Origin of the sequence: Pontibacter lucknowensis (genome assembly GCF_900156415.1) — a bacterium.
GTDB classification, from domain to species: Bacteria; Bacteroidota; Bacteroidia; order Cytophagales; family Hymenobacteraceae; genus Pontibacter; species Pontibacter lucknowensis.
Genome location: NZ_FTNM01000006.1, coordinates 51268 through 68075, shown reverse-complemented (window position 1 = coordinate 68075; position 16808 = coordinate 51268). Strand labels below are relative to the sequence as shown.

General features: G+C 49.3%; 16 protein-coding genes. 5 read left to right on the top strand and 11 right to left on the bottom strand.

Going from position 1 to position 16808, the window contains the following annotated elements; genetic code table 11:
• Positions 1 to 97: 97 nt before the first annotated feature.
• Positions 98 to 1807, top strand: coding sequence for a pyruvate dehydrogenase complex dihydrolipoamide acetyltransferase (locus tag BW972_RS17030; protein ID WP_076423017.1), 1710 nt, complete (start codon positions 98 to 100; stop codon positions 1805 to 1807).
• 87 nt (positions 1808 to 1894) lie between these two features.
• On the opposite strand, the gene BW972_RS17025 is transcribed toward BW972_RS17030, so the two are convergent.
• The 9 genes from BW972_RS17025 to BW972_RS16980 form a co-directional block, all read right to left on the bottom strand.
• Positions 1895 to 2458 (bottom strand): sugar O-acetyltransferase, encoded by a 564-nt coding sequence (locus BW972_RS17025; protein WP_007660266.1) that lies wholly within the window; start codon positions 2456 to 2458, stop codon positions 1895 to 1897.
• A gap of 30 nt (positions 2459 to 2488) precedes the next feature.
• The gene (locus tag BW972_RS17020) at positions 2489 to 2818 is read right to left on the bottom strand and encodes a DUF1801 domain-containing protein (RefSeq protein WP_007660264.1); all 330 of its coding nucleotides are present in this window, start codon (positions 2816 to 2818) and stop codon (positions 2489 to 2491) included.
• Between the two features lie 10 nt (positions 2819 to 2828).
• The gene (locus BW972_RS17015) at positions 2829 to 3548 is read right to left on the bottom strand and encodes a hypothetical protein (RefSeq protein ID WP_007660262.1); all 720 of its coding nucleotides are present in this window, start codon (positions 3546 to 3548) and stop codon (positions 2829 to 2831) included.
• Positions 3549 to 3646: 98 nt separating this feature from the next.
• The gene (locus BW972_RS17010) at positions 3647 to 4237 is read right to left on the bottom strand and encodes a Crp/Fnr family transcriptional regulator (RefSeq protein ID WP_076423016.1); all 591 of its coding nucleotides are present in this window, start codon (positions 4235 to 4237) and stop codon (positions 3647 to 3649) included.
• Positions 4238 to 4327: 90 nt separating this feature from the next.
• A complete protein-coding gene (locus BW972_RS19675) occupies positions 4328 to 4642 on the bottom strand; it encodes a hypothetical protein (RefSeq protein ID WP_007660259.1) in 315 nt (104 codons plus the stop codon).
• Positions 4643 to 4654: 12 nt separating this feature from the next.
• Positions 4655 to 4981, bottom strand: a complete 327-nt coding sequence (locus BW972_RS20215) for an ATP-binding cassette domain-containing protein (protein WP_007660251.1) — start codon at positions 4979 to 4981, stop codon at positions 4655 to 4657.
• Between the two features lie 808 nt (positions 4982 to 5789).
• Positions 5790 to 6239, bottom strand: coding sequence for a hypothetical protein (locus tag BW972_RS16990; RefSeq protein WP_007660247.1), 450 nt, complete (start codon positions 6237 to 6239; stop codon positions 5790 to 5792).
• A gap of 573 nt (positions 6240 to 6812) precedes the next feature.
• Positions 6813 to 7655, bottom strand: coding sequence for a 1,4-dihydroxy-2-naphthoyl-CoA synthase (locus BW972_RS16985; protein ID WP_076423014.1), 843 nt, complete (start codon positions 7653 to 7655; stop codon positions 6813 to 6815).
• Between the two features lie 89 nt (positions 7656 to 7744).
• On the bottom strand, positions 7745 to 8530 hold the full coding sequence (locus BW972_RS16980) for an FkbM family methyltransferase (RefSeq protein WP_159439869.1): 786 nt from the start codon (positions 8528 to 8530) through the stop codon (positions 7745 to 7747).
• A gap of 274 nt (positions 8531 to 8804) precedes the next feature.
• On the opposite strand from BW972_RS16980, the gene hslV reads away from it, so the two are divergent.
• From hslV to BW972_RS16960, 4 genes are all read left to right on the top strand, one after another.
• Positions 8805 to 9347 (top strand): ATP-dependent protease subunit HslV, encoded by a 543-nt coding sequence (hslV, locus tag BW972_RS16975; protein WP_076423012.1) that lies wholly within the window; start codon positions 8805 to 8807, stop codon positions 9345 to 9347.
• Positions 9348 to 9368: 21 nt separating this feature from the next.
• Positions 9369 to 9935 (top strand): Crp/Fnr family transcriptional regulator, encoded by a 567-nt coding sequence (locus BW972_RS16970; RefSeq protein ID WP_234986430.1) that lies wholly within the window; start codon positions 9369 to 9371, stop codon positions 9933 to 9935.
• Between the two features lie 60 nt (positions 9936 to 9995).
• Complete coding sequence (locus tag BW972_RS16965; RefSeq protein ID WP_007660233.1) at positions 9996 to 10313, top strand: DMT family transporter; 318 nt, start codon at positions 9996 to 9998, stop codon at positions 10311 to 10313.
• Between the two features lie 114 nt (positions 10314 to 10427).
• Complete coding sequence (locus tag BW972_RS16960; protein WP_076423010.1) at positions 10428 to 11399, top strand: deoxyhypusine synthase family protein; 972 nt, start codon at positions 10428 to 10430, stop codon at positions 11397 to 11399.
• Between the two features lie 70 nt (positions 11400 to 11469).
• Here BW972_RS16960 and BW972_RS16955 read toward each other — a convergent pair whose 3' ends face one another.
• Together BW972_RS16955 and BW972_RS16950 are read right to left on the bottom strand one after the other, a co-directional pair.
• Complete coding sequence (locus tag BW972_RS16955; RefSeq protein ID WP_317042644.1) at positions 11470 to 14277, bottom strand: M1 family metallopeptidase; 2808 nt, start codon at positions 14275 to 14277, stop codon at positions 11470 to 11472.
• Positions 14278 to 14562: 285 nt separating this feature from the next.
• Positions 14563 to 16758 carry a catalase gene (locus BW972_RS16950; protein ID WP_076423223.1) on the bottom strand — a complete coding sequence of 732 codons (2196 nt, stop codon included), beginning with the start codon at positions 16756 to 16758 and terminating at the stop codon, positions 14563 to 14565.
• Positions 16759 to 16808 lie beyond the last annotated feature (50 nt).

Sequence of the window (16808 nt, the reverse complement as noted above, 5' to 3'; positions counted from 1 at the left end):
AACAAATTAGAGAGTATAGTTTGAATAAAATATTTTTAGGTCTAATTTTGGGACTTATTGATTAGACGAAATAGGCGAACAAACAAGACGATAAATTATGGCTGAAGTGATACGAATGCCTAAGATGAGCGACACGATGACGGAGGGGGTGATTGCATCTTGGCTTAAGAAAGTAGGTGACAAGGTAAGCGCCGGCGATATACTGGCCGAAGTGGAAACCGATAAGGCGACCATGGAGCTGGAGTCCTACGAAGATGGAACCCTGTTGCACATTGGTCCGCAGAAGGGCGATTCTGTACCTGTTGATGCTGTAATAGCGATCATCGGCAAAGAAGGCGAGGATATCTCTGACCTGCTGAGCGGAGCCGGAAACGGGGAGAAGCCAGCAGCGAAGGATGAGCCTAAAGAAGAGCCGAAGGCCGAGAAGAAAGAAGAAAAGAAAGAGGCCGCTCCTGCCAAAGCTGATACTCCTACCGCTAAAACCTCCGTGGATACGTCCAACATCAAGGCAAACGTGATCCGTATGCCGAAGATGAGCGATACCATGACAGAAGGTGTGCTGGTATCATGGCTGAAGAAAGTAGGCGACAAAGTGAGTGCAGGCGATGTACTGGCTGAAGTGGAAACCGACAAGGCAACCATGGAGCTGGAGTCTTACGAAGACGGCACGCTGCTTTACACAGGTGTGAACGAAGGTGACTCCGTTGCGATCGATGCGGTTATCGCGATCATTGGTGAGAAAGGTGCTGACTACCAGGCCCTGCTCGATGCAGAAGGTGGCGTAGAAGAACGCTCACGCGAAGAGAATGCCAAGTCTGACGAAAACATAGAAGCCCGCACTGAAGAGACTACTGAAGATAAAGTACAGGATACGAAAGTACCTGCCGGTGAGACAGAACAAGTAGCCGCTGAAGGAAACGGCCGTATCAAGGCTTCTCCGCTTGCCAAGAAAGTAGCCAAAGAGAAAGGCTTTAACCTCAGCCAGATCAAAGGATCAGGCGAAGGTGGCCGTATTGTGCTGCGCGACGTGGAGAACTTCAAGCCATCTGAAGCTGCTCCGCAGAAAGAGGCTGCCAAGGCTCCTGCTGCTGCTCCAGCTGCACAGGCTATACCTGGCGCTCCGGCCGATTCATACGAAGAAGTGAACGTGTCGCAGATGCGCAAAGTGATTGCCCGTCGTCTGGCTGAAAGCAAGTTCTCTGCACCGCACTTCTACCTGACCATGGAAATCGACATGGACAAGGCCATGGAGGCCCGTGTGTCGATCAATGAAGTGTCTCCGGTAAAAGTATCGTTCAACGACCTGGTGATCAAGGCGGCCGCTGCGGCGCTTCGTCAGCACCCTGCCGTGAACTCCTCGTGGCTGGGCGACAAGATCCGCTATAACAAGCACATCAACATCGGTGTAGCTGTGGCGGTAGAAGAAGGCCTGCTGGTACCAGTGGTACGCAACGCCGACTACAAGTCGCTTTCAACCATCGCTGCTGAAGTGAAGGACCTGGGCGGCAAGGCAAAGAGCAAGAAGCTGCAGCCATCTGACTGGGAAGGCAATACGTTCACGATCTCTAACCTGGGTATGTTCGGCATCGAAGAGTTTACTGCCATCATTAACCCGCCGGATGCCTGCATCATGGCTGTGGGTGGTATCAAGCAGACTCCGGTTGTGCGCGACGGCCAGATCAGAATCGGTAACGTGATGAAAGTAACGCTTAGCTGTGATCACCGTGTAGTAGACGGCGCCGTTGGTTCTGCCTTCCTGCAGACCTTCAAGAACCTGCTTGAGAACCCGGTGAGAATACTGGTATAAGTAATTTTAAATAGACAAAGCAAAGGGCCTCTTCGGAAACGGAGAGGCCCTTTGTGATTGTAGAGAAGCTATACCTGCTTGGTCATTCTAATTATCATTCAGCTGCCGTATCACCCGGCAGGGATTGCCCGCCGCAAACACATCAGCAGGTATGTCTTTGGTCACCACACTGCCTGCCCCGATTACGCTGCGATCCCCGATCGTCACGCCAGGGCAGATCACAGCACTACCGCCTATCCAGACGTCTTCTCCGATCGAGATAGATTTGGCGAACTCCAGCCCGGAAGCACGTTCCCGATAGTCCATCGGGTGAGTGGCCGTGTATACCTGCACATTGGGGCCGAACAGGGTGCGACTTCCAATGCGCACCTCTGCCACATCGAGCACCACACAGTTGAAGTTGAAAAACACTCGTTCGCCCACGATCATGTTGTAGCCGTAGTCGCAGTAAAAGGGAGGCTGTACCCAAAGCCCATCACCAGTATGTGGGATGAGGGCTTTCAGGAGGCGGCTGCGTTCTTCTGCCTGGTCTTCCCGGCTGTCGTTGAGTTCTTTCAGGAGCAGCCGCGCCTGCAGGCGCTCGTCCGATATCTGCTTGTCCAGCGGGTCGTACAATTCTCCCGCCAGCATTTTCTCTTTCTCGGTTTTCATAGGCGGGTATACGTGAGCGGTCTGGTTTGGCTATACCGCTGCGGCTTTAAACCACTCCCTCAGCAGTTCGCGATCGATATCCTGCACACTTTTGATCTTGATGTGGCGCATGTCTTTGCCGGTTCCTTCCAGCAAGCCGTTTGGGTCCTTGAGTTTACTGAACTGGAAAAAGCCGAGTGTGACATAGGCTTTGGCAGTTTTAAGGTAAGCAAAGTCTTTGTCGGAGCGGAAAACAGGGCGGCTCCACTTAAACTCCTCTGCTACGCCAGGTACGGTGTCGTGAACCAGTTGGCGTAGAGCCTCAAGGGTTTCCTTGTGTTTTTCGGATGTGTTGATGTAGTCGTTTACTTGTGGGTGCATGTAGTGGTTTTTAAATCTGCTTAACTGACCCTAAATTATATATAAATTTCCTATTCCTCCTATATGCCTTCCACAGCTGTCTGATGGAGATAATATGGGCGGAATAAGCGATGGGCACTACTACAGCAGGCAGCCAGATAAAAGGAAAGAGTAGTACGGCCACATTGGGTTGCTCAAAGGCAAACTGCTGAAATGGGGAGGGGGCGGAGAGCACACCATTGCTTACCGTGAAGATCAGCAGGCCAAGTGCGACTATATTCCAGCCTATTAGCAGTTCGGGGCGCCACTTGTTTCGCACGAATGCCAGATAGTATACCAACGGGGCCGTAATACCGGATACAATATCCAGGTTCCTTCCCTGGAAGGTCATGAGTTCGGGCGTGAGTTGGTGTAGGAAGAGCCAGAACAGTACCAGTTCAACAGGTATGCGCATGACCTGCAGGAGCGTAAGGGTTTTCAGATCGAAAGTATCGAGCCAGGCCCTTCCCTTAGGAGAACAAAAAGCTGCAATAAGACCCAGGAGCGGGGGCAACACGGCTACCAGAAAGCGGGGCGGCAAGGTGTCTGTCACCGTAAAGAAACCACCCCAGGCCAATGCAGCTGTCAGTGCCATCCAACCAAGGAAGACATAAAAGAGCCAGCGGGTATGGGAGGCTTTCGAAAAAATGTAAGCGGCAGCAAGTACCGTGGGTACAAAGGTGCCATAAATGTAAAGCGGTAATGTTTCCATAATGCCATTGCGTTTAATGAATTACGATTCAAAGTAAACACACTGGCGCGCCAATACACTTGCCATTTGGCAAGAAGTAGAGCAGACTGTAAAAAATTTTACTTGTGTTGTCTACTGATGTCCCGCCGGATACGGCTAAGCGAGCTGTCGGTGATGCCCAGGTAAGAGGCGATGTGTTTGAGAGGTGCCTGCCTGAATATTTCGGGGTTCGAATGCAGCAGCATGGCATAGCGTGTTTCGGCCGTCTCTGTAATCATGGATTGCATGCGCAGTTTGAGAGAGGCGTATCCTTTTACTAATATCCCTCTGCCAACTTCTCTGAACTCAGGTATGCTATGAAAGAGCTTGTTCAGATCATCAAAAGAAATGACCCAGCCACTACAGGGGGCCAGGGCCTGAATACTCTCTTTGGCAGGCGTGTGCATAAAAAAGGAAGCCACATCAAATACAGGTTGCCCCGCCCCATAGAAGGCGGTGGTTACTTCGTCGCCTTCTGTATCGAGCGAATAAGCACGCATAAAACCACTTTCGAGCAGCAAGTATTCCTGACTGATTTTTCCTTCGCTCAGGAGGTGGTCGTGTTTGTCAATCAGCTTCTCGTGAAAGTGCTGGGCGATGATGTCCAGTTTCTCAGGTTGGGGAACCCCTGCCTGGAAAAAATGCCTTACAAATGCCTTTTCGTTTTCCATGTCATTGACGAGTTTTGCTTTACTGTTTTAGATTCTGACAACGTGCTTAACTAAGGCTTAGCTAAGTATGCTCCAGATTTTCACCATGCATTATACCCTTGCATAACCAAGTTCCTCTATTTCTTCAGGTGTACTTACCAGGTGAGTCTTACCATTTGTTAGCAGGTATAAAGTATCACAAATATCTAAGGCATGCCTGAACATGTGGTCTGTTATGATGAGCACTTTGTTTTGCTTTTCCTCAACAAGAAAGTCTTTTACCTTATCAATCTGTATCGGATTCAGATGCATGAATGGCTCATCAAGCATGGCAAACTGAGACACCGATTTCACAACTGAGTAAATTTCAACTAACCTACGCTCACCACCAGATAGATTACCGATAGAAGACTTATACTTTATCATAAATTCCGGAAATCAATGCGCAAATGATGCGTAGTCCATTTCAAAGTCACTGAATATCCTTTTCAAACTAATATGTGGTGGTATAAAGTTGAACTGAGGAAGGTAAAGAAGTAAGTCGGGGCGCTTGAAAGCTTCAAACTGAATCTTATTATCGAACCTGACGGACTTGTCACACTTTAGAATATCGTATATGATTTTCATCAGGCAGGATTTACCTTGTCCGTTCCTACCAAGCAGACCAGTTATTCCCCCTGTTTCGCATTTTACATAGACGTCGGAAAGTATCCTTCTTCCATCATACTCCAATTGAATACTGTCTGCTTCCAGTTTGTGGGTCATCTGATTTTGAAGGCAAGAACGGTGAGAAATATAAACAGGAAAAGGTCAAAGCTCAAGGTAGCTGCCCAGAGCACAGTCCTTGACACGCCCAGGTTTTGATAATAATGGTTGCTTTTATTGCTATTAATAAAGTAAAATACAATACCAAGGGTGGCCACTTTAAACCAAAACAGAATGCCGAATATCATGAAATCGTAATCCCAGAGTAGTTTGATACAGCAAATGGTAATCACAATCGAAGCCAGCACAAAGCTTCTGTAGAAAGTCCATATAAGTCTTCTCCCATACTCCACCTTATTACTCCTTTAGACTAGTATAAAGCAGCAAGCCTGCCATATAACCTTATGCAAATAACTTTATAGGTACGTTTAGGCAAGCAAACAAAACTTCATATTCCAAATATCGTTTCTTACGAGAAACATAAAAATACTACTATGAATAAATTATTCAGAGGATTGATTGCTGGCTATGGTGCTAAAAAACTAGGTGGAGGATGCTTCAGTACAATTCTAATTTTTGTAATTATTTGGGTGGTGCTCGGTCAATGTAGCAATACATTTAGATCGAACGAAAGTGAAGAAAACACGACTACTCAAACAGAGATAAACGAATCAGAATTTGTCACTTTATGTGCTCCGGACATTATGTAAAAGTATGTGTGCTGTTATTCTAATTTCCTGCTTTCCAGATCAAGATCACGGTTGACTTTATGGGATGGGGTGCAATTTTTAATACAGATAACGGATTAGGACAGGCTGCGAACGAGGCACAGCCGAGTGTGGAGCCTGTGCCGTGTTGGGCTACGTATTTATTTTAGGTTACTCCACACTATTTCATTGTTTCTCAAGGTGAGTCGAGGAAGATAGTTAAAAATTGTGGGGACATCTATCTGTGGCTCAAGTGTAACCCATATGTCAGCATTATCACTTTTGAGGGTTATAGCCGAGAGAAAATACATCTTTTTCAAGTCTTCTTCTGTCCTTTGCCACTTTGTACCTTCAAAGCAATCGTGGATGTATTTATAAATAGCTTGCTCTATGCATTCAATACTTTCAGTAAATCGCTTTATAGACTCAACCTGATTAAGCGAGGGCGAAGAATTGTCTTCTACTTCAATCGAAAGTTCTATAGTATGGTTTTTTGAAATATTCTGAACTTTCCCAAACCATTCACTCCCACTTTTGTCGGTATTCAATTCTAATAGGCCGAATCCTTCTAAGTCAAATACAGGCTTTTTCTCTTTCTTTCCAATGAACATTTCTAACTAATATGAGGTCCAACTATTTGCTAGCAGGAGTACCTACTCCTTTTATCTGCACTATGTGTGGAGTTGCTAGCTTCCACTCATTATAGTCTTAGTTTACCTGAAACTGGCATTTAGTTCTTTTAGAGCTTATATAGCTTACTTATTCAATATAAGAAATCTTACTGAAAACAAATCATTCCTCAACTGAATTATTTCTAGCAAGATCTATTGCGGTGATTTAAACCTGAAATCGGATATAGATTTGGCGTGATGCCTTCTTAATGTATATTTAATTATACATTCCTACTATGCGTTAAGGAGAAATAAGCATATCATGTAGCGAAATGACCTGATAAAAGCGTAGAAATAATCTGATATAACCGGGTAAAACGGGTATACCCGGTTATATCAGATTAATGTGGTTGATTTATTGGTAGTTAGTTTTAGTAAGGGGTGCAGACCTCTTAAATACTCGATCCTTAAGGTTATGAATTGTATTTATCCGCAACAGCTCATTACCAAAAAAACAGCAAAGCCGCTCCAAAACGGAGCGGCTTTGCTATACCTTTATAATGCAGCTATACCTTACGGAATCCACTTAATGTCTGAGAAATCCGGCTTGCGCTTCTCCAGGAAGGCGTTGCGGCCTTCTTTGGCTTCGTCGGTCATATAGGCGAGGCGGGTAGCTTCGCCGGCAAACACCTGCTGGCCCACCATGCCGTCGTCGGTCAGGTTGAAAGCGAACTTGAGCATCTTGATCGATGTAGGGGACTTGGCCAGGATCTCCTGCGCCCACTCGTAAGCAGTGTCTTCCAGCTCGGCATGCGGAATCACGGCGTTTACCATACCCATGTCGTAGGCATCCTGTGCAGAGTAGTTGCGGCCCAGGAAGAAAATCTCACGGGCACGTTTCTGACCCACCATTTTGGCCAGATAAGCCGAACCATAGCCACCATCAAAGCTGGTCACATCGGCGTCGGTCTGTTTAAAGATCGCATGCTCCTTACTAGCCAGCGTTAGGTCGCACACCACGTGCAGCGAGTGTCCGCCACCTACGGCCCAACCCGGCACCACAGCAATCACCACCTTCGGCATAAAGCGGATCAGGCGCTGCACTTCCAGGATGTTCAGTCGCGGCATACCTGCCTCGTCTACATAACCCTGGTGACCACGGGCATTCTGGTCGCCACCGCTGCAGAAGGAGTATACCCCGTCCTTGGTAGAAGGTCCCTCGGCTGAGAACAGCACCACCCCAATCGAGGTATCTTCACGGGCGTCCAAAAAAGCCTCAAACAGTTCGCCCACCGTTTTCGGGCGGAAGGCGTTACGCACGTTCGGACGGTTGAAGGCAATACGGGCCACGCCATTGCATTTCTTATAGGTGATGTCTTCGTATTCTTTTACGGTCACCCAATTTGCTTTGCTCATATCGTAAGTATTTAGAAGCTGAGTATCTAGTTGCAAGGGCAAAGATAGCAAAAGACGGCATGATTTGGCAGAAGCTTGCAGCCAGCAGCTTATAGGTACGGGCCTGCAAGCAGGTCCTTTCTGCAAAATTTGATCACATGTGGGTAACCTTTAGTATACTGGTCGCTTACGGAAGTATGAATATACGATGAGCCAAAAAAGTTTAGTAATCTGTTGTATTGCAGTTGTATATTTTCACTGCTGGCATGCAGTTCTACGACATACTGCTTTATGTCGTTTAATCGTCCGGATTCACTCAATTCTGCCAAAATGTTGAATTCTGCTCCTTCAGTATCTATCTTTACGAAATCGATTTCTATGTTGAAGGGCATCAAGCCTGATAGTCTATAGCCCTTTAAGCGCTGCTTCATGCCTTTTGCAATTGTGGGGTCTAAAGAACCATTCAGTCCTGCTCTGGTTGTAGGTATATAAAAGTCAACTTCTTCGTCAGTATCTGAAAGTACATAGTTAAACAAATGTATACCCTCCAACTTGTTGAGTGCTACATTGAGTTGCAACAAGGTGAAGGCATCTGGATTGGCTTCATAAGCCCAAACTTCGCACTGAGGGTATAGCCGTTTAAAGTATAGTAACGACATGCCCATATTTGCACCGCAATCTATAATAATTGGCCGAGCAATGGTGGTTTCGAAACGGTATGCCTGTTTGATAAAAATCTCAATATATAGCTCAATAATGGTTACATAGCTATAGCTCACCATAGTGTAACCTTCGAATTGAATCTGTATGAGTCCATCGGGTCTGTTATCAAGCTTGGCCTGTATATGAATGCGCAGGAGTGTCAGGAACGTGCATAAACGTCCTGCCAGATGCATGTTTTGTCGGCTTAAAGCAAGCTTCCATAACCTGAACAATGTCAGCATACGATTTAGTGTTGTGAAGTAACGGGCAGTGTGTTATTCTAATTTTTAAGCTCCTGCAACGCTAAGATACAGCTTCTTTAAGATATGGTGCCATGGTATAGTTTGTTTCTAACCCGACAATTTGTCGGCTGCTATACCTTTGGCGTTTTGTTTGCTGAAGTCCTGGCTGTAACAAATGCTTTTTAAGGTATAGCCGTATACCTTTCACATAAACCAAAACATAGAAATGGCAAAAATAAGATCAACTACTGTAGTAGGCATATACCACAACGGAGAAGTATGCGTAGGCGCAGACGGACAGGCTACCATGGACAAGCACGTTGCCAAGAGCAATGTCAAAAAGATCCGTAAGCTGCTCGACGGCAAAATCGTGACGGGCTTTGCCGGCTCCACAGCCGATGCCTTCACACTGCTCGAGCGCTTCGAGGAGAAACTGAACGCCTACCAGAGCAACATGAAGCGTGCCGCCATCGAGCTAGCCAAAGACTGGCGCAAAGACCAGTACCTGCGCAAACTGGAGGCCATGATGGTGGTGGCCAACAAAGAAGAACTGCTCATCATTTCCGGTACCGGCGATGTGCTGGAGCCAGACAACCAGATTGCGGCCATCGGTTCGGGCAGTATGTTTGCTCACGCCGCAGCCCTGGCTCTAAAGAAACATGCTCCGCACTTATCAGCAGAAGAGATGGTGCGCGAAAGCCTTAACATCGCCGCCGACATCTGCATCTACACCAACCACAACCTCGTGATCGAGAAACCAACCAAATAACCTTTTTGCATAAAGCAAATCGTGCAGACCATTGGACAGGCCATCCGGCAGTTATACCCTATTTCGGATAGATCTTTTGAGCAGCTCACGTCGCTGATGCAGCGGCAGGAGTTGCCCAAAGGACATATCCTTTTCCGGGAAGGGCAGGTGAGCCACAAAGTTTTCTTTATTGAGCGGGGTATTGCCCGTGCCTTCTGTTACCGCAACGATCAGGAGGTGACCTTTTGGTTCGGTGTCGAGAGCGACCTGGTTTTCTCCTACTACAGCTATGTGGCCAACAAGCCCGGCTACGAAACCGTGGAGCTGCTCGAAAATTCGGTGGTGCAGGCCATGGACCTAGCCCAATTGCAGGAGTTATATCTGACCAACATCGAGCTGGCAAACTGGGGCCGCAAGCTGGCCGAGTACGAGCTCATAAAAACAGAGGAGCGGTTCATGGTCTTTCAGTTTCAGTCAGCCACCGAGCGCTACAAGGCCCTGCTGCAGCAGAACCCCGCCCTGATCCAACGTGTGCCCCTCAACCAGATCGCCTCTTACCTGGGCGTCACGCAGGTTACCCTCAGCCGCATCCGGGCGGAGGTCAGGTGATTTTTTAACATTTGTTAAATTTCTTCCGGCCCGGAGTCCCGACCTTTGTAAAAAAAGAAAATGGGCTGGATCTATCTAATCATGGCGGGCATGTTTGAGGTCGGGTTTACTACCTGCCTTAAGCTATCCAACAACTTCAGTGTAATGAAGTGGTCTGTTGGGTTTTTCCTGTGCATTTCCACCAGCTTCTTTCTGCTGAACAAAGCGATCCAGACTATCCCGATGGGCACGGCTTACGCCATCTGGACAGGTATAGGCGCAGTGGGTACGGTGCTGGTTGGTATGCTGCTTTACAAGGAGTCTGCTGACCTCTGGCGGCTGTTCTTCATCTTCCTGCTCATCGGCTCTATCATCGGACTGAAGCTGGTTTCGAAGTAAGCGAAGAGGCATGTTGTATTAAAGTATATCTTTGCGGAAGAAGATCTTTTTTTAACTCATATCGGGTTACAGGAGTATAAACACGAATTAGTACAAAGTATAAACACAAGGAAAATGGAAGTATCTGATTTTTTAAAAAAGCACTACAAGCACTTCAACGCAGCCTCGCTCATCGACGCAGCCGAAGGATATAAGACACACCTCAACAACGGCGGTAAAATGCTGGTGACGCTGGCTGGTGCCATGTCTACGGCTGAGTTGGGTATCATTCTGGCTGAGATGATCCGCCAGGATAAAATCCACGCGATCTCCTGTACAGGTGCCAATTTGGAGGAGGATATCTTCAACCTGGTGGCGCACGATTTTTACGAGCGCGTACCGCATTACCGCGAACTGTCGGCCGCTGATGAAGAAGAGCTGCTGAGCCGTCACCTTAACCGCGTAACTGATACCTGTATACCTGAGGAAGAGGCCATGCGTCGTCTGGAACATGTGGTATTGAAGTACTGGGAAAAGGCTGACAAGGCAGGCGAAGCTTACTTCCCGCACGAGTTTTTTTACCAGATCCTGTTAAGTGGCGAGCTGGAGCAGTACTACCAGATCGACCCGAAAAACAGCTGGATGCTGGAAGCTGCCAAAAAGAATCTGCCGATTATCTGCCCGGGCTGGGAAGATTCCACGCTGGGTAACATCTACGCCGGTCACGTGATCAGCGGCGACATCAAGAATGTGCATACCATGAAAACAGGTATACAGTACATGATCGAGCTGGCTGACTGGTATACTAATACAGCTAAAGAAGAATCAACGATCGGTTTCTTCCAGATTGGTGGCGGTATAGCCGGTGACTTCCCGATCTGCGTGGTGCCGATGCTGCACCAGGATTTGCAGCGCGATGGTGTTCCGTTGTGGGGCTACTTCGCTCAGATCTCCGATTCTACTACCAGCTACGGTTCTTACTCAGGCGCTGTACCAAACGAGAAGATCACCTGGGGTAAACTCGGCAAAGACACGCCAAAGTACATGATCGAATCAGACGCCACGATTGTAGCGCCGCTTATCTTCGCGCTAGTGCTGGATATGTAACCGAATAGTAATTATGGAAATAAAGAAGCCCGCTGCGTGAGTAGCGGGCTTCTTGTTTTAACTCCCAAACTTATCTCGCCAGCTTCTCCGCCCTGAACACATGATCCGCAGCCTGCAGAATCTTGCCTTTGAGCTTCGGGTTGTAGTCCGGGTGCTCGGCCAGGAAGGTGCGTATAGTCGCCGCGGCAGTCGGAGTCTGGTAATGGCTGAAGGTCGACTGCAGCCAGTTAGTCGGGAAGAAAATGTCGCCGGTTAGTTGTATTTCCTCTACTAGTTTCAGGCTCTCACGCAGGTATTTCTCTGACGAGGCGGCGCGCAGCGGGTGGTGCAGGTAGGAGAGGGCCGCCCCAACCCAGGCCTCCTTGTCGCGGTTGCTGCGGTCTTTGAGCGAGGCAAAGAAGGCATCGCGCACCTGTTCATCGCCCGAGAGAGCAGGCATCAGGAACTGTAAACGCTTCTGACGGTCCGGGTTTTTGATGCGGGAGAGCTGCTGGCGCAGTATACCTTCCGAGTTGGCATAGTCACGCACGGCCAGCGAAAGGGCCAGGGAGGTATAGTCGTCTTCATTGAGCGTGACACCTGCCGGAGCCTGTTGTGCCTCCCATACCTGGTGCAATCGGTCCTGTGCTTCTTTGGAGAGGGCAATATTCTGGTAAGTCTTGAACAGAAGCTTTTTTGCATTGCCGGATTTCTGTTTCTCCATGGCGTCCCACAAATTCTTCTCAAAGGCAGGAGCAATCTCAGCTCTTCTGGCCGGCGTGGTAAACTTCCAGAAGGTGTCGCCCAGGTAGCCTGTCAAGAGCTTCAGGTTCAGCTCTTCCTGCTCGTTAGCTGATTGCAGTAGTGTAATGTAGCGCATCATGTCGGGCGTAATATCTACTCCGTTGAGCATGTTTTCATACAGATTAATATAGCTCGATGCGCGCATCACAGGGTTCTGCAGCTTGGGTAGGTAGCTTATGCCCCGGGCATCAATGGGGAAGGTCCCGTAGCCTTGTCCGGAGGAGTTAAACAGCACATAAAGTGGCCACTCTTTGCCGATCACCTCTTGGAACTCAATGGAAGGCTGGTCCATGTTCACTGTATATTCCTCAATGCGGTCATTATATACCAGGGCTACTTCAAAGAGCTGAGGCCACAGACGATCCGATCCGTCTTCGCCTTTTTGGGAAATAGAAAAAACACTGATCTTTCCATCTTCTATATCCAGCTTACAGTCATATACCGGCCGCCCCGATTCATTCACCCATACCTGGTTCCATGCTTGTAGGTCCGTCGGAGTGCGGGCATCCAGTATCTCGATCAGTTGCGGCCAGGTGGCGTTGCTGTTGGCGTATGTTTTCAGGTATACCTGGAGGCCCTCCTGAAAAGCCTGCTCGCCCATCAGCCGCTCCAACTGACGCATCATGATAGGGGCCTTGTGGTAGATGATGTGGCCGTACAGCGTGCCGGCATCCTGCAGGTTCGCCAGGTCCTGGCGGATCGGATTGGCACCTGCCGTGCGGTCCACGCTGTAAGCTGCCGGGAAGTGGTCGATCAGGAACTTGAGGTCGTAGTTGCTGTCCTTCACCGTTGTCTTGGAGATCTTATCAGCCATGAAGTTGGCAAACACCTCTTTCATCCACACATCGTTGAACCAGCGCATCGTCACCAGGTCGCCGAACCACATGTGCGCCGTTTCATGCGCGATCAGGTTGGAGCGTCCCACCAGTTGGTCTTTCGTAGCGCCTTCGTCCAGGAAGAGGGTAGAGGCCTTATAGTCGATTGCTCCTACATGCTCCATGCCCCCGTACTGAAAGTCAGGTATAGCCACGAAGTCAAACTTCTGAAAAGGGTAGGGGATACGTGTATAGTCCTCCATAAAAGCCAGCGCATCACGGTGGATGCTGAAGATCGGATCTATACTTTTCAGCTTGTCCGGATCTGTCTCGCGGTGGTAGAAGTGCATGGTACGGCCCCGGTCACTGTTGCTTACCTTCCGGAAGTCGCCGGCCACAAACGAGAAGAGGTAGGTCGGGATGGTATCGGAAGGCAGGTAGGTATAGGTCTTGGTAGCGCCGGTCAGCAACGAATCCTGTAGCGGGGCATTGGCTAGTGCTTTCCAGTCCTGCGGCAGCGTGAGCGTGAGATTGAACACCGCCTTCAGGTCCGGCTGATCGAAGCAGGGGAACACGGTACGGGCACGATCAGGCACGAGCAGGGTATAGAGGTAGTCTTCGTTTCGGTTGAGCGACAGGTTGCCAGTCGTGAAGTCAATCTGCACCTGGTTCTGCCCTTCCTTCAGGTAACGCGGCCCGATCACAATATGCTCGTTCTCGAATTCGATCGGTATTTGCTTTCCATTTACCCGCACAGCGTGCAGGTGGCTTGGCTGCTCTTTGAAGTCGATCTGCAGCGCCTGTTCTTTGCTAAGCAAGTCAAACGTTATGGTTTCAGAGGCAGGTATAGGCGCTGTTTTTCCGTTCGGGATCTGCAGCTTTATGTCGTATTGCACGTTGCGCAGGGTCTGGTTGCGGTGCTCGGCCAGTGTTCGGGATACACCAGTTTCGACAGGTAAGGTATAGGCACTAGTAGCGGGGCCTTTGCTGCATGCGCCGAATATAGCCAGTGACAAAGCCAGGGTGGTGGCTTTCAGGGTATAGCTGTGTTTTGACATGGTTCGTGTAGAGGTGTTCGTAAAGATAATGGATTTTGGGAATTGCTTGAGGTTGTGTTGTTGCTTGTTGCAGGTATAGTGCACTGCGTAAGCGCCCCCTTCACTATTATAGTAATGCCTCCGGCCAAGGTATAGGTATACCGCAAGTTTAGCGGAGCGCAACTTGCGGTTGTGCATGAGGCCAGTTTGCAACTGGCGTAGCGGTGGCTGTGGGTGTAGCAACTAGTAACGCTTTGTTGCTTGCCCTGGCCGGGCGGGCCTCACTTTTTGTCTTGACACATAAATCGACGGTCCTACCCTTCGAAGGGGGCAAGGGAAGACACTCGTAAATGTAAATCCTTGGGGTAGGGGGCCTATATAAAGATTCTGACAAGCTATACCTGCGTAACTAAAATACAAAGTATTGTTGTTTGAAACTTTAGCTAAGTCCACTGAGCTTAAAAAGCAAAAGCCGCGAATTTCGCGGCCTTTGCTCCAAACAAACAATCAATAACAAACATTAAATACTTAAGCTGGGGTCATGTGGCGTTCACGGTCCCAGTGGCGGTGCTTTTTAATGGCTTCAATAAACTTATCGGCGAAATCACCGGCGTCGGCGTCGGAGCCGGCAGTTACTACGCCGGAGTGTGACATCACTTTACCTGAATCTTTCTCAGCGAAATTAACGCCAACCACAAAGGCCTTCTCGAGCAGATTAATGCCGAAGCCAGAGGTAGCGATCGGCTTGCAGTGCTTGAAGGCCTCGGCCACAAAGTGCAGCGCATCGCCCAGGCCCATCATCTTGCGCACGCTCTTTTCGCCGTCCGGTATGTACACTGCATCAAACATAATGGAGTCGGCTGACACATGGTGCTTGTCCACTTCTATTTCCTGGCCGGTGCTGGAAACGCGTTTTCCGAGCAGCTTGGAGATGATCTTCGGATGCGCTCCGGCTGCCTCCAGGGCCTCCTTCACCTGCATCACTTCGTTGTAGTCAAAGCCGTCTTCGATCAGGATTGCCACTCTCCTGGACTTGGCTGTCTCGATCTTGTTTTTCTCCATGCTGATGGCCGGAGATTCTTTCACCGACTTGCCTTTTTTGATCTTCTCGGAGGCATCGTCCTTCACAAAATTGCCTGTAGGCTCTGAGTCCTGGTCAACAGGCATCTCCACACCAATGCCGGCAGCTACCAGGGCCGCGAACTGCGGGTCTACTTTATAGAAGTTGGCAACCTGCCGTCTGCGGATCTCTTTGCGCTCTACCTTGCCCAGTTCGAAGTGCGCCGCCGATACCAGGTGCTCTTTTTCAGGCTCGGTGAGGGAGTTCCAAAACAGGGTAGCCTGGCTGTAGTGGTCGTTAAAGCTTTCGCTGCGGGCTCTTATCTTATGGCCTTCGACTTTCTCCATATAATGCACATAGCCGCCCATGGCTTCAGGCGTCATCATCGGGCAGCCATTGCCGATGGAGTTTGGCCAATAGTTGGCCTTGCCCTTGCCGATGGTCATGCGCATAAAGCCCGCGCCATGGTGATTGTGCACCGGAGCCACCGGTCTGTTAATCGGCACCTCCGTAAAGTTGGTGCTGTTAAAGCGGTTGAGCTGCGTGTCGATGTATGAGAAGAGACGGCCCTGCAGTAGCGGGTCGTTTGTCACGTCGATGCCTGGCACCAGGTTACCCGGGTGGAAAGCCACCTGCTCTGTTTCAGAGAAAAAATTATCAGGGTTACGGTTAAGCACCATTTTACCAACCGGTCGGCGGGGCACCAGTTCCTCAGGTATGATTTTAGTGGCATCCAGCAGGTCGAAATCATATTTAAATTCGTCCTCCTCCGGCACAAGTTGCACGGACAGCTCAAACTCTGGATAGTCGCCCATTTCAATAGCATCCCACAAGTCACGGCGTAGCCAGTCGGGGTCTTTACCAGCCAGTTTCTGTGCCTCGTCCCATACCAGGGAGTTTGCTCCCAATGTCGACCGCCAGTGGAACTTCACAAAAGTGGCTTTGCCCTCGTCGTTGATAAAGCGGAAGGTATGAACTCCGAAGCCCTCCATCATACGGAAGCTTCTCGGGATAGCCCGGTCAGAAAGCACCCACATCAGCATGTGCGTCGACTCCGGCATAAGCGAGGCGAAATCCCAGAAGGTATCGTGCGCAGCAGAGGCCTGGGGCATTTCGTTGTCCGGCATGGGTTTAATGGCGTGCACCAGGTCCGGGAATTTGTTGCCATCCTGTATAAAGAACACAGGCATGTTATTGCCTACCAGGTCGTAGTTGCCTTCGGCTGTGTAGAACTTGGTGGCAAAGCCGCGTACGTCCCGCACTGTATCGGCTGAGCCGCGCGACCCCACCACTGTGGAAAAGCGCACAAATACAGGTGTCCGTGTGCCGGGTTCTGTCAGAAATCTGGCTTTCGTATATTTCTTGAGTGAGTCATCATAAGGCTGGAAGTAACCATGAACCCCTGAGCCACGGGCATGCACTACCCGCTCAGGTATAGACTCATGGTCGAAGTGCGTCATTTTTTCACGGAAGTGAAAGTCCTCCATCAGGGTAGGTCCACGCTGTCCTGCCTTCAGGGAATCGTCGGTGTGGTTGATACGGACCCCCTGGTCGGTTGTCATGTATTCGCCCTGGCCATCTTCCCGGTATTGCTCCAACTGCTTGTTTTTGCTGTCTTCGTTCACCTGGGTAGGCTTAGGCTGCTTATTGTCTTTCTCTTCCATAGTCATGTTTGTTTTTGAGATGTGTATAGGATATGCTTTTGACTTTGTGT

Excerpts from the sequence above, each read along its gene's own strand:
- BW972_RS17030 (WP_076423017.1), top strand. The coding sequence starts at position 98 with ATGGCTGAAGTGATACGAATGCCTAAGATGAGCGACACGATGACGGAG.
- BW972_RS17025 (WP_007660266.1), bottom strand. The coding sequence starts at position 2,458 with ATGAAAACCGAGAAAGAGAAAATGCTGGCGGGAGAATTGTACGACCCG.
- BW972_RS17020 (WP_007660264.1), bottom strand. The coding sequence starts at position 2,818 with ATGCACCCACAAGTAAACGACTACATCAACACATCCGAAAAACACAAG.
- BW972_RS17015 (WP_007660262.1), bottom strand. The coding sequence starts at position 3,548 with ATGGAAACATTACCGCTTTACATTTATGGCACCTTTGTACCCACGGTA.
- BW972_RS17010 (WP_076423016.1), bottom strand. The coding sequence starts at position 4,237 with ATGGAAAACGAAAAGGCATTTGTAAGGCATTTTTTCCAGGCAGGGGTT.
- BW972_RS19675 (WP_007660259.1), bottom strand. The coding sequence starts at position 4,642 with ATGATAAAGTATAAGTCTTCTATCGGTAATCTATCTGGTGGTGAGCGT.
- BW972_RS20215 (WP_007660251.1), bottom strand. The coding sequence starts at position 4,981 with ATGACCCACAAACTGGAAGCAGACAGTATTCAATTGGAGTATGATGGA.
- BW972_RS16990 (WP_007660247.1), bottom strand. The coding sequence starts at position 6,239 with ATGTTCATTGGAAAGAAAGAGAAAAAGCCTGTATTTGACTTAGAAGGA.
- BW972_RS16985 (WP_076423014.1), bottom strand. The coding sequence starts at position 7,655 with ATGAGCAAAGCAAATTGGGTGACCGTAAAAGAATACGAAGACATCACC.
- BW972_RS16980 (WP_159439869.1), bottom strand. The coding sequence starts at position 8,530 with ATGCATCTGGCAGGACGTTTATGCACGTTCCTGACACTCCTGCGCATT.
- hslV (WP_076423012.1), top strand. The coding sequence starts at position 8,805 with ATGGCAAAAATAAGATCAACTACTGTAGTAGGCATATACCACAACGGA.
- BW972_RS16965 (WP_007660233.1), top strand. The coding sequence starts at position 9,996 with ATGGGCTGGATCTATCTAATCATGGCGGGCATGTTTGAGGTCGGGTTT.
- BW972_RS16960 (WP_076423010.1), top strand. The coding sequence starts at position 10,428 with ATGGAAGTATCTGATTTTTTAAAAAAGCACTACAAGCACTTCAACGCA.
- BW972_RS16950 (WP_076423223.1), bottom strand. The coding sequence starts at position 16,758 with ATGGAAGAGAAAGACAATAAGCAGCCTAAGCCTACCCAGGTGAACGAA.